The organism is Pseudomonas sp. 910_23, assembly GCF_052850795.1.
Genome location: NZ_VXCZ01000032.1, coordinates 25747 through 37948, shown reverse-complemented (window position 1 = coordinate 37948; position 12202 = coordinate 25747). Strand labels below are relative to the sequence as shown.

Below are 12202 nucleotides of genomic sequence, written 5' to 3'. Positions count from 1 at the left end.
GGTCAATCAAGCTTCAGTCTTGGCTGCCGCTTTTTCCGCTGCGTCTTTGATCAGCGCTTGCAGCGAACCATCGGCTGCCATTTCAGTGATGATATCGCTGCCACCAACCAGCTCACCGGCTACCCACAGTTGCGGGAAAGTCGGCCAGTTAGCGTATTTAGGCAGGTTGGCGCGAATTTCCGGATTCTGCAGGATATCCACGTAGGCGAACTTCTCTCCACACGCCATGATGGCCTGGGAGGCTTTTGCGGAAAAACCGCACTGAGGAGCGTTAGGCGCGCCCTTCATGTAGAGCAGAATGGTGTTGTTGGCAATCTGGTCTTTGATCGTTTCGATGATATCCATGGAACACCTCGGCTGGAACTTTGCGACTCACAGGTCGGCACGGTGGCGCATTGTAACGCAAAATCCCAGCGCAGTGCTCGGGCACCTCACGCAGCCGCCACTTGCACCGGCACCCCATTGAGCGCCGCATTACCCGATAACTCATCCAGTTGCCGCTCGTCGGTCAAGTCATTCGCACTCGCACCCGGCTGGCCGCTTGCGATGCTCATCTGCACGCCCGGACGATCATGACCCCAACCGTGGGGCAGGCTGACCACACCCGGCATCATGTCCGTGCTGGCCACGACTTCCACTTCGATCATGCCGATGCGCGAACTCACTCGCACTCGCTGACCATCGCTCAACTGCCGACTGGCCAGATCGTCGGGGTGCATCAACAGTTGATGGCGCGGCTTGCCCTTCACCAGCCGGTGATAGTTATGCATCCACGAATTATTGCTGCGCACATGACGGCGACCAATCAGCAGCAGTTCGTCCACCGCAGGCACCGGTTGCGCGGCAAAACGCGACAGGTCCGCCAGGATCACCGGCGGTGCCGCCTGCACCTTGCCATCGGCGGTTTTCAGCCGCGCGCCCAGGTTTGGCTGGAGCGGGCCCAGGTCTACGCCGTGGGGGTGATCGGCCAGCATCGCCACCGACAGCTTATGTACAGACGCATCACCATAAGTGCCGGCGCGCAGCCCGAAATCGATCATTTGCGCGGGCGGCATTGTCGGTTTGAGTGACACGCCGGTCTGCGCCGCAAAGGCTTTGGCCAAGCCGACGAAAATTTCCCAATCGTGCAGCGCGCCTGCGGGTTTGGGCAGGATCGCGCGGTTGAAGCGCGTGACGTTGCGCACCGCGAACATGTTGAAGGTGGTGTCGTAGTGGTCATTTTCCAATGCCGATGTGGACGGCAGGATCAGGTCGGCATAACGCGTGGTTTCGTTGATGTAGAGATCGACACTGACCATGAACTCCAATCCATCCAGCGCCTGCTCCAGTTGACGGCCATTGGGCGTCGACAGGACCGGGTTGCCGGCAACCGTCACCAGGGCGCGGATTTGCCCTTCACCTTCGGTGAACATTTCTTCGGCCAAGGCTGACACCGGCAGTTCCCCGCCGTACTCGGGACGCCCGGACACGCGGCTTTGCCAGCGATTGAAATGCCCGCCGCCAGTCGACGCCACCAGGTCCACCGCTGGTGTGGTGCACAACGCACCTCCCACCCGATCCAGGTTGCCGGTCACCAGGTTGATCAACTGCACCAGCCAATGACACAACGTGCCGAACGCCTGGGTCGAGACGCCCATGCGTCCGTAGCACACCGCTTTATCGGCGGCCGCAAAATCTCGCGCCAATTGACGGATCTGCTCGGCAGGCACTGCACATTGGCGGCTCATGGCCTCGGCGCTAAAGTTGGCGATCTCCCGGCGTACGTCGTCCAGGCCTTCAACCGGCAAATGGCTGGCGCGGGTCAGCCCTTCAGCAAACAGGGTGTTGAGCACCCCGAACAACAACGCCGCATCACCGCCGGGGCGTACGAACAAATGCTGATCGGCAATCGCCGCCGTCTCGCTGCGTCGAGGGTCGACCACCACCACTTTACCGCCCCGTGCCTGGATGGCTTTGAGGCGTTTCTCCACATCGGGCACGGTCATGATGCTGCCATTGGACGCCAGCGGGTTGCCACCCAGAATGAGCATGAAGTCGGTGTGGTCGATGTCCGGGATCGGCAGCAGCAAGCCATGGCCGTACATCAGGTGACTGGTCAGATGGTGGGGCAACTGGTCGACGGAGGTTGCAGAGAACCGGTTGCGCGTCTTCAAAAGGCCAAGAAAATAATTGCTGTGCGTCATCAGCCCATAGTTGTGCACGCTGGGGTTGCCTTGGTAAACCGCCACCGCGTTCTGGCCATGCCGGGCCTGGATACCCGCAAGGCGTTCGGCTACAAGCGCGAAGGCACTTTCCCATGAGATCGGCTGCCATTCGTTGCCAACCCGCAGCATGGGCTGGTGCAAGCGGTCCGGGTCATTCTGGATATCCTGCAGCGCTACCGCCTTGGGGCAGATGTGTCCGCGGCTGAAGCTGTCCAGGGGGTCGCCCTTGATCGAGGTGATCGCCAGGCGACCGTCTTCGGCTTGAGTCGTTTCCAGGGTCAGGCCGCAGATGGCTTCGCACAGGTGGCAGGCACGGTGATGGAGAGTCTTGGTCATGGCCAGTCTCTTTATAAGGGCTTTGGCCAACTATGGCCCGCGACCGCCCAGGGCGCCAGCAACCTTCGCGCTGTGAATCGACGGGCATAGGCAAAGGCATGGCTAACCATGAGCAAATGTTTCAGAAGCCTCCCGCGCACCGACTAAAACCGACACAACCTGGCCTGGGCCCGCCCCCGCGCATTGCAAAAGGTCTCGGCGCCAGTGTACAAATGGCCCGCTGCTGTCAGGAAATCGTCTTCAAACGCGCGTCAGCGCCCTGCTTGAACACTCTTAAAAACCGTAGCCCTATTGGTAAGACGCGACATTTAATGTCAATATCGCGCCTTCCCCTATTTCGTCGCCCCGTGCGGCTTTCGCCGCAGGTCTCGCCCGTTGTCACAATAAACAAGGCTTTGAGTATCTGCGGTCTGTTGCAAAAAGGTAGTTAATGATGAGCGCAAGGCACTTTCTCTCCCTGATGGATTGCACGCCCGAAGAGCTGGTCAGCGTGATCCGTCGAGGCATTGAGCTTAAAGACCTGCGTAACCGCGGCGTACTGTTTGAGCCCTTGAAAAACCGTGTACTGGGGATGATCTTCGAGAAGTCCTCGACTCGTACACGCCTGTCTTTCGAAGCCGGCATGATCCAGCTGGGTGGCCAGGCGATCTTCCTGTCCCCGCGTGATACCCAACTGGGCCGTGGCGAGCCGATCAGCGATTGCGCCATCGTTATGTCGCGGATGCTCGATGCCGTAATGATCCGTACCTTCGCCCACAGCACCCTGACCGAATTTGCCGCCAACTCGCGCGTGCCGGTGATCAACGGGCTGTCCGACGACCTGCACCCCTGCCAGTTGCTGGCCGACATGCAAACCTTCCTCGAACACCGCGGTTCGATCCAGGGCAAGACCGTGGCCTGGATCGGTGACGGCAACAACATGTGCAACAGCTATATAGAAGCGGCGATCCAGTTCGACTTCCACCTGCGTATCGCTTGCCCTGAAGGCTACGAGCCGAGCGCCGAGTTCATGGCCAAGGCCGATGGCCGCGTGCAGTTGCTGCGTGATCCGAAGGATGCGGTGGTCGGCGCACACCTGGTCAGCACCGACGTCTGGACCTCTATGGGCCAGGAAGACGAAACGGCCAAGCGCCTGGCCCAGTTCGCACCTTTCCAAGTGACACGTGCCCTGCTCGATACCGCAGCGCCGGACGTACTGTTCATGCACTGCCTGCCTGCTCACCGAGGTGAGGAAATCAGCCTCGACCTGCTCGATGACCCACGCTCTGTCGCCTGGGACCAGGCCGAAAACCGCCTGCATGCGCAAAAAGCCTTGCTCGAGTTTCTCGTCCCACCGTCGTACCACCACGCATGAGCCAGCCATTACTGCTGAACCTGCGCAATCTGGCATGCGGCTATCAAGATCAACGGGTGGTGCAGAACCTCAACCTGCACCTCAATGCCGGCGACATCGGTTGCCTGCTTGGCTCGTCCGGTTGCGGCAAGACCACCACCTTGCGCGCCATTGCCGGCTTTGAACCGGTACACGAAGGCGAAATCAGCTTGGCGGGCGAAGTCATCTCCAGTGCAGGTTTTACCCTGGCACCGGAGAAACGGCGTATTGGCATGGTGTTCCAGGACTACGCACTGTTCCCGCATTTGAGCGTGGCAGACAACATCGTCTTTGGTATTCGCAAACATCCGCAAAAGGATCGTGTGGTCGCCGAGCTGCTGGAACTGGTGAACCTCAAGAATCTGGGCAAGCGCTTCCCTCATGAGCTTTCCGGTGGCCAGCAACAACGCGTCGCCCTCGCCCGCGCCCTGGCGCCAGAACCGCAACTGTTGCTATTGGATGAACCCTTTTCCAACCTCGATGGCGAATTGCGCCGCAAGCTCAGCCATGAAGTGCGCGACATCCTCAAGGCACGCGGCACCAGTGCGATCCTGGTGACCCACGACCAGGAAGAAGCCTTCGCGGTCAGCGACCATGTCGGCGTGTTCAAGGAAGGTCGTCTGGAGCAATGGGACACACCCTACAACCTTTACCACGAACCGCAGACGCCCTATGTCGCCAGCTTTATCGGGCAGGGTTACTTCATTCGAGGTCGCTTGAACTCACCGGAGTCAGTGAGCACCGAACTGGGAGACCTGCGCGGCAATCGCGCCTATACCTGGCCCACAGGTGGCGCGGTGGATGTATTGCTACGCCCGGACGACATCGTCTACGCGCCGGACAGCGCATTGAAAGCCCGGATCGTCGGCAAGACGTTCCAGGGCGCCTCGACCTTGTACCGGTTGCAACTGCCAACGGGCGCTCAGCTGGAATCGATTTTCCCCAGCCATGTTGATCAACAGGTGGGGACGGACGTGGGGATTCGAGTGGCGGCCGAGCATCTGGTGCTGTTCCAGGCGTAAGCGGTTATACATGTGGGAGTGGGCAAGCCCCCTCCCCCATTAGATCTCCACACGGCTGATCATCAGGCCCGGCCGATGGCCGCGAATTTGGCTTGGGTATGTTCAGCCAGCACCGCGGCGGGCAATTCCACCTCCAGCCCTCGCCTCCCGGCACTGACAAAAATCGTTGCAAAGGGTTGCGCCGTTTCGTCGATAAACGTGCGCAAGCGCTTCTTCTGCCCCAGCGGGCTGATACCGCCCAACAGATAGCCAGTAGACCGCTGCGCTGCCGCCGGGTCTGCCATTTCGACCTTTTTTACGCCAGCCGCATGGGCAAGCGCCTTCAAGTCCAAACTTCCGACGACCGGCACCACCGCCACCAACAATTCGCCTTTCTCGCTGCTCGCCAATAACGTCTTGAACACCTGCGCCGGGTCGAGGCCCAATTTCTCCGCAGCTTCCAGACCATACGACGCCGCCTTGGGGTCATGTTCATAACTGTGAATGCGATGTTCGGCGCGAACTTTTTTCAACAAATCCAGTGCGGGCGTCATGGCGTCTCCGGCAGGGAAAACAGGTGCCCAATTCTAGGCCAAGCGCCGGCAAAACGCTCTAGTCCAAGCACTGCTGGGTCACAAGCTCGGTATAAAGGGCGTGATCATTCACCAGACCAATAGTTCGAAAGTGACCAATGGTTCACTTTCGACCTTTGACAGCGGTCATTCTTGTCTATATTTTTTCGTTTCCGAATACTGTAGGAATAGTCCATCAGTGCTCCAGCAGTAAGCCGCGACTAAGGATGGGGATCCTCGTCACGGTGAAAATCGCGCAACCGCCCGTTGAGGCAGTGCGCCAGACAAGAACAACAACTGAGGTTTTCCATGACAACTGCTCTTCAACAGCCTTCACTCTCGAGCCAATGCATGGCCGAGTTCCTGGGCACTGCGCTGCTGATCTTCTTCGGTACCGGTTGCGTCGCTGCGCTCAAGGTCGCGGGTGCGAGCTTTGGGTTATGGGAAATCAGCATCATCTGGGGGATCGGTGTCAGCATGGCGATCTACCTGAGTGCCGGTATATCCGGGGCTCACCTCAACCCGGCGGTAAGTATCGCCCTGTGCCTTTTTGCCGACTTCGAAAAACGCAAACTGCCCTTCTATATTCTCGCCCAGGTCGCCGGCGCATTCTGCTCCGCCGCACTGGTGTACACGCTCTACAGCAATCTTTTTTTCGATTACGAACAAACCCACCAGATGGTCCGTGGCTCCCAGGCCAGCCTGGAACTGGCGTCGGTGTTCTCCACCTACCCCCATGCATTGCTGAGCACGGCCCAGGCATTCCTGGTGGAAATGGTCATCACCGCAATATTGATGGGCGTGATCATGGCCCTCACCGACGACAACAACGGCCTGCCGCGCGGCCCGCTGGCCCCGCTGCTGATCGGTTTATTGATCGCCGTGATTGGTAGCGCCATGGGCCCGCTGACCGGCTTTGCGATGAACCCGGCACGGGACTTCGGGCCCAAGCTGATGACCTTTTTCGCCGGTTGGGGTGAAATGGCCTTTACTGGCGGTCGCGATATTCCTTACTTCCTGGTACCGATATTCGCCCCGATTGTCGGTGCTTGCCTCGGTGCTGCCGCCTATCGCGGGCTGATCGCTCGCCACCTGCCGAGCGCAGCACCTGCTATAGCTGAAACACCTGACACGGCTGTCGACGGCAAGACTCGTATTTCCTGAAAGCGCCAGCCTGGTCCCCTGCCCTTCACGGCCCAGGCTGATTTCTGACTTCCTTATTTCGTTCAAGGCAATTGACATGACCGACCTTCAGAATAAGAACTACATCATTGCCCTCGATCAGGGCACCACCAGTTCGCGGGCGATCATCTTCGATCGCGACGCCAACGTGGTGTGCACCGCGCAACGTGAATTCGTCCAACACTACCCGCAGGCCGGCTGGGTTGAGCATGACCCGATGGAAATCTTCGCCACCCAAAGCGCGGTGATGGTAGAGGCGCTGGCCCAGGCCGGTTTGCACCATGATCAGGTTGCCGCCATCGGTATCACCAACCAGCGTGAAACCACCGTGGTCTGGGATAAAATCACCGGTCGCCCGATCTACAACGCCATCGTCTGGCAGTGCCGACGCAGCACCGAAATTTGCCAGCAACTCAAGCGAGACGGCCATGAGCAGTACATCAGCGACACTACCGGTCTGGTTACCGACCCGTACTTCTCCGGCACCAAGCTCAAGTGGATCCTCGACAACGTCGAAGGCAGCCGCGAACGTGCGCGCAATGGCGAGCTGTTGTTCGGCACCGTCGACAGCTGGCTGATCTGGAAATTTACCGGCGGCAAGACCCACGTCACCGACTACACCAACGCGTCGCGCACCATGCTCTTTAACATCCACACACTGGAGTGGGATGCGAAGATGCTGGAGATTCTCGACATCCCGCGGGAAATGCTCCCCGAAGTGAAGTCGTCCTCCGAAATCTACGGCCGCACCAAAAGTGGCATCGCCATTGGCGGTATTGCCGGTGACCAACAGGCCGCGCTGTTCGGCCAGATGTGCGTCGAAGCCGGCCAGGCCAAGAACACCTATGGCACCGGTTGCTTCCTGCTGATGAACACCGGCGACAAGGCGGTGAAATCCAAGCACGGCATGCTCACCACCATCGCCTGCGGCCCCCGCGGTGAAGTGGCTTACGCTCTGGAAGGCGCGGTATTCAATGGTGGTTCCACTGTGCAATGGCTGCGTGACGAACTGAAAATCATCAACGACGCCCACGACACCGAATACTTCGCCGGCAAGGTCAAGGACAGTAACGGCGTGTATCTGGTACCCGCCTTTACCGGTCTGGGCGCACCGTACTGGGACCCGTATGCCCGTGGCGCGCTGTTCGGCCTGACACGAGGCGTACGCGTGGACCACATCATTCGTGCGGCGCTGGAGTCGATTGCCTACCAGACCCGCGACGTACTCGACGCCATGCAACAGGACTCGGGCGAACGCCTCAAGGCCCTGCGCGTGGACGGTGGTGCGGTCGCCAACAACTTCCTGATGCAATTTCAGGCCGACATCCTCGGCACTCAGGTCGAACGCCCACAAATGCGCGAGACTACTGCCCTCGGCGCCGCCTACCTGGCTGGCCTGGCGTGTGGCTTCTGGGGCAGCCTGGAGGAGTTGCGTGGCAAGGCGGTGATCGAGCGCGAGTTCGAACCACAGCTGGATGAAGCGGCCAAAGAGAAACTCTACGCCGGCTGGCAAAAAGCGGTGAGCCGCACCCGTGACTGGGAACCGCACGAAGGCGCTGAATAAGGTTGTAACTGGCAGGGAGCGGATTCCTGCGTCATCATGGGCCACTTTTGTATGGCAGCCCAAAGGACGCCCCATGAATCTGCCTCCCCGCCAACAACAAATCCTCGAACTGGTCCGCGAACGCGGCTACGTCAGTATCGAGGAAATGGCGCAGCTATTCGTTGTCACCCCGCAAACCATCCGCCGCGATATCAACCAGCTGGCGGACGCCAATCTGCTGCGCCGCTACCACGGCGGCGCGGCCTATGACTCCAGTGTCGAGAACACCGCGTACGCCATGCGGGCCGATCAGATGCGTGACGAGAAGCAACGCATCGGCGAAGCCATCGCCGCTCAGATTCCCGATCATGCCTCGCTGTTCATCAACATCGGCACCACCACCGAATCCATCGCTCGTGCGCTGCTCAATCACAGCCACTTGAAAATCATCACCAATAACCTCAACGTCGCCACCATGCTCAGTGCCAAGGACGACTTCGATGTGTTGCTGACCGGCGGCAACGTGCGCCGCGATGGCGGCGTGGTGGGCCAGGCCAGTGTCGACTTCATCAATCAGTTCAAGGTCGACTTTGCCCTGGTAGGTATCAGCGGGATCGACGAGGACGGCAGCCTGCTGGACTTCGATTACCAGGAGGTGCGGGTTTCCCAGGCCATCATCGCCAATGCGCGGCAGGTGATCCTGGCGGCGGACTCCAGCAAATTCGGGCGCAATGCAATGATTCGCCTGGGGCCGATCAGCCTGGTGGATTGCCTGGTGACTGACCAGCAGCCGGTGCCCGCATTGGTGCAAGTGTTGAATGAGCATAAGGTGCGGCTCGAGGTCGTGTAGCGCCTGCACTGCCGCCATCGGGAGCAAGCCCCCTCCCACATTTTGAGCTGTGAACACATACCAAAGTGGGAGGGGGCTTGCTCCCGATGGCGATCTATCCAGCACTCAACCTCTTGAGTCCTCCCTCAACTCATGTTCACAAATTTTCCTTTTCCCACCCTTCGATGAGTTTTTTCAATCGAAGTCAGCTGGCTGTGCCTGCATTTATCAGCTACTATTTTCGCAAATGAACATTAATGTTCGAATTCCAAGACGAAAAGATCGCGAGGCTAGCCGATGACCCCTTCCACCTTGCCTGCTCCACCGCTTGCCGAAGTCTATGACGTTGCCGTAATTGGTGGCGGAATCAACGGCGTCGGCATTGCAGCAGACGCGGCCGGTAGGGGATTGTCGGTATTCCTTTGCGAAAAGGATGACTTGGCCAGCCACACGTCTTCGGCCAGCAGCAAGCTGATCCACGGTGGCCTGCGTTATCTGGAACATTACGAATTTCGCCTGGTGCGTGAAGCCCTCGCCGAGCGTGAAGTACTGCTGGCCAAGGCCCCGCACATCGTCAAGCAAATGCGCTTCGTACTGCCACACCGCCCGCACCTGCGCCCGGCGTGGATGATTCGCGCCGGTCTGTTCCTCTATGACCACTTGGGCAAGCGCGAAAAGCTGGCGGGCTCCAAAAGCCTCAAGTTCGGCGCCGACAGCCCGCTCAAAAGCGAAATCACCAAGGGCTTTGAATACTCCGACTGCTGGGTCGACGACGCCCGCCTGGTGGTACTCAACGCCATGGCTGCCCGCGAAAAAGGCGCGCACATCCACACCCAGACTCGTTGCGTCAGCGCCAAGCGCAGCAGCGGCATGTGGGAAATGAACATGGAACGTGCCGACGGCAGCCTGTTCTCGATCCGCGCACGCGCGCTGGTGAATGCCGCCGGCCCGTGGGTAGCCAAATTCATCAGGGACGACCTGAAGCTGGATTCGCCTTACGGCATCCGCTTGATCCAGGGCAGCCACCTGATCGTGCCAAGACTGTACGAGGGCGCCCACGCGCATATCCTGCAGAACGAAGACCAACGCATCGTCTTCACCATTCCGTACCTGAACCACCTGACCATCATCGGCACCACCGACCGCGAATACACGGGCGACCCGGCTAAAGTAGCGATTACCGAAGGTGAAACCGACTACATGCTCAAAGTGGTCAACGCGCACTTCAAGAAGCAGCTGAGCCGCGAGGATATCGTCCACACGTATTCCGGCGTGCGCCCACTGTGCAATGACGAGTCGGACAACCCATCGGCCATTACGCGTGACTACACCCTGTCGCTGTCCGGCGGCTCCGGCGAAGCGCCGATCCTGTCGGTATTCGGCGGCAAGCTGACCACCTATCGCAAGCTGGCCGAATCGGCCATGGCCCAACTGGCGCCGTACTTTACCCAGATGCGCCCAAGCTGGACCGCCACCGCCAGCCTGCCCGGCGGCGAAAACATGAGCACGCCTGAAGCGCTGGCCGAATCCATCCGCAACAAGTTCGACTGGGTGCCGAGCGAGATCGCCCGTCGCTGGTCCACCACTTATGGCAGCCGCACCTGGCGCCTATTGGAAGGCGTGCAATCGCTGGCCGACCTCGGTGACCACCTGGGTGGCGGCCTGTATACCCGCGAAGTCGACTACCTGTGCGCCGAAGAGTGGGTGACCCAACCGCAGGACGTGCTGTGGCGCCGTACCAAGCTTGGCCTGTTCACCACACCGCAGGAGCAGGAAAACCTGCAGCGTTACCTGTCCAAGGTCGAGCAGAGCCGCAGCAAGATCGAAGCGGCCTGACCGCCCAATTGTAGGAGCGAGCTTGCTCGCGAAAAACCTGAGAGCGCCGCGTTTATTCAGCATAAACGCGGCGTTTTTGCGTTTTTCGCGAGCAAGCTCGCCCCTACGGACTATTCGGTTTTCCGAACACACCCCTCCACCCTATTCGGTTTGCCGGACCTCCGCCTGAAAATATCGCCGAAACAAAAAGTTAATCTCCATATAAATCATGTAGTTACCCTTTTATTTTCGGTATGGCACGACTCATGCTCTACACTCTCTGACGATTACCTGAGGCGCCTTAGGAGCCGTCACGGGCATTCGCTATACAAGAGAGCCGTTCACCTGGCTTCATAAAAAAAACAAATGTCGAGGAAGTATTGATGCGTATCGTTCCCCATATCCTGGGCGCAGCTATCGCTGCTGCTCTGATCAGCACTCCAGTTTTCGCCGCAGAACTCACCGGCACGCTGAAGAAAATCAACGACTCCGGCACCATCACTCTCGCTCACCGCGACAGCTCTATTCCGTTTTCCTACATTGCGGATGGTTCGGGCAAACCCGTGGGCTACTCCCACGACATTCAGTTGGCCGTCGTTGAACAACTGAAAAAAGACCTGAACAAACCCGACCTGAAAGCCAAATACAACCTGGTGACCTCGCAAACCCGTATCCCGTTGATCCAGAACGGCACCGCGGATCTGGAGTGCGGCTCCACCACCAACAACGCCGAACGCGCCCAGCAAGTCGACTTCACCGTCAACATCTTCGAAATCGGCACCCGCCTGCTGGTCAAGAAAGACAAGGAAGGCAAGCCGTCCTACGCTGACTTTGCCGACCTCAAAGGCAAGAACGTCGTGACCACCGCCGGCACCACGTCCGAGCGCATCATCAAGGCGATGAACGCCGACAAGCAGATGGGCATGAACGTTATCTCTGCCAAAGACCACGGCGAATCCTTCCAGATGCTCGAAAGCGGCCGTGCCGTTGCGTTCATGATGGACGACGCGCTGCTGGCCGGTGAAGAAGCCAAGGCCAAGAAGCCGGATGACTGGGTTATCACCGGCACTCCGCAGTCCTTCGAAGCCTATGCTTGCATGGTTCGCAAAGGCGACCCGGACTTCAAGAAAGCCGTGGATGACGCCATTGTCGCCCTGTACAAGTCCGGCGAGATCAACAAGATCTACGCCAAATGGTTCGAAAGCCCAATCCCACCGAAGGGCCTGAACCTGAACTTCCCGATGAGCGACAAGGTCAAGGAGCTGATCGCCAACCCAAGCGACAAACCAGCGCCAGAAGTAAAAATCTGATACCTGACTAAGCTTATCTCCTGAGGGAGCCAACCCTC

General features: G+C 59.1%; 10 protein-coding genes. 7 read left to right on the top strand and 3 right to left on the bottom strand.

Translation table 11 applies throughout. The annotated features are described in order from the left end of the window. Positions 1–6: 6 nt before the first annotated feature. Together grxD and FW800_RS26835 are read right to left on the bottom strand one after the other, a co-directional pair. Positions 7–345, bottom strand: coding sequence for a Grx4 family monothiol glutaredoxin (grxD, locus tag FW800_RS26840; RefSeq protein ID WP_005785264.1), 339 nt, complete (start codon positions 343–345; stop codon positions 7–9). A gap of 86 nt (positions 346–431) precedes the next feature. After that, positions 432–2540 (bottom strand): molybdopterin oxidoreductase family protein, encoded by a 2109-nt coding sequence (locus FW800_RS26835; RefSeq protein WP_446438830.1) that lies wholly within the window; start codon positions 2538–2540, stop codon positions 432–434. A 433-nt stretch (positions 2541–2973) separates the two neighbouring features. Between FW800_RS26835 and argF the strand changes: the two genes are divergently transcribed. Continuing rightward, positions 2974–3894 (top strand): ornithine carbamoyltransferase, encoded by a 921-nt coding sequence (gene argF, locus FW800_RS26830; RefSeq protein ID WP_057701405.1) that lies wholly within the window; start codon positions 2974–2976, stop codon positions 3892–3894. After that, positions 3891–4934, top strand: a complete 1044-nt coding sequence (locus FW800_RS26825) for an ABC transporter ATP-binding protein (protein WP_078820412.1) — start codon at positions 3891–3893, stop codon at positions 4932–4934. Before argF ends, FW800_RS26825 begins: the two co-directional genes overlap by 4 nt. A 62-nt stretch (positions 4935–4996) precedes the next feature. Here the strand turns inward: FW800_RS26825 and ybaK are convergent, their stop codons facing one another. Further along, complete coding sequence (gene ybaK / locus FW800_RS26820) at positions 4997–5467, bottom strand: Cys-tRNA(Pro) deacylase (protein WP_005785257.1); 471 nt, start codon at positions 5465–5467, stop codon at positions 4997–4999. Positions 5468–5794: 327 nt separating this feature from the next. On the opposite strand from ybaK, the gene FW800_RS26815 reads away from it, so the two are divergent. From FW800_RS26815 to FW800_RS26795, 5 genes are all read left to right on the top strand, one after another. After that, positions 5795–6649: an MIP/aquaporin family protein gene (locus FW800_RS26815; RefSeq protein WP_032877537.1), complete on the top strand. Its 855-nt coding sequence runs from the start codon at positions 5795–5797 to the stop codon at positions 6647–6649. A 76-nt stretch (positions 6650–6725) separates the two neighbouring features. Further along, positions 6726–8231 (top strand): glycerol kinase GlpK, encoded by a 1506-nt coding sequence (gene glpK / locus FW800_RS26810; RefSeq protein ID WP_005785253.1) that lies wholly within the window; start codon positions 6726–6728, stop codon positions 8229–8231. A gap of 73 nt (positions 8232–8304) precedes the next feature. After that, the gene (locus tag FW800_RS26805) at positions 8305–9060 is read left to right on the top strand and encodes a DeoR/GlpR family transcriptional regulator (protein ID WP_003188962.1); all 756 of its coding nucleotides are present in this window, start codon (positions 8305–8307) and stop codon (positions 9058–9060) included. A 276-nt stretch (positions 9061–9336) separates the two neighbouring features. Continuing rightward, positions 9337–10875, top strand: a complete 1539-nt coding sequence (gene glpD / locus FW800_RS26800; protein ID WP_446438829.1) for a glycerol-3-phosphate dehydrogenase — start codon at positions 9337–9339, stop codon at positions 10873–10875. Between the two features lie 362 nt (positions 10876–11237). Next, on the top strand, positions 11238–12164 hold the full coding sequence (locus FW800_RS26795) for a glutamate/aspartate ABC transporter substrate-binding protein (RefSeq protein ID WP_005785249.1): 927 nt from the start codon (positions 11238–11240) through the stop codon (positions 12162–12164). Positions 12165–12202 lie beyond the last annotated feature (38 nt).

Excerpts from the sequence above, each read along its gene's own strand:
- grxD (WP_005785264.1), bottom strand. The coding sequence starts at position 345 with ATGGATATCATCGAAACGATCAAAGACCAGATTGCCAACAACACCATT.
- FW800_RS26835 (WP_446438830.1), bottom strand. The coding sequence starts at position 2,540 with ATGACCAAGACTCTCCATCACCGTGCCTGCCACCTGTGCGAAGCCATC.
- argF (WP_057701405.1), top strand. The coding sequence starts at position 2,974 with ATGAGCGCAAGGCACTTTCTCTCCCTGATGGATTGCACGCCCGAAGAG.
- FW800_RS26825 (WP_078820412.1), top strand. The coding sequence starts at position 3,891 with ATGAGCCAGCCATTACTGCTGAACCTGCGCAATCTGGCATGCGGCTAT.
- ybaK (WP_005785257.1), bottom strand. The coding sequence starts at position 5,467 with ATGACGCCCGCACTGGATTTGTTGAAAAAAGTTCGCGCCGAACATCGC.
- FW800_RS26815 (WP_032877537.1), top strand. The coding sequence starts at position 5,795 with ATGACAACTGCTCTTCAACAGCCTTCACTCTCGAGCCAATGCATGGCC.
- glpK (WP_005785253.1), top strand. The coding sequence starts at position 6,726 with ATGACCGACCTTCAGAATAAGAACTACATCATTGCCCTCGATCAGGGC.
- FW800_RS26805 (WP_003188962.1), top strand. The coding sequence starts at position 8,305 with ATGAATCTGCCTCCCCGCCAACAACAAATCCTCGAACTGGTCCGCGAA.
- glpD (WP_446438829.1), top strand. The coding sequence starts at position 9,337 with ATGACCCCTTCCACCTTGCCTGCTCCACCGCTTGCCGAAGTCTATGAC.
- FW800_RS26795 (WP_005785249.1), top strand. The coding sequence starts at position 11,238 with ATGCGTATCGTTCCCCATATCCTGGGCGCAGCTATCGCTGCTGCTCTG.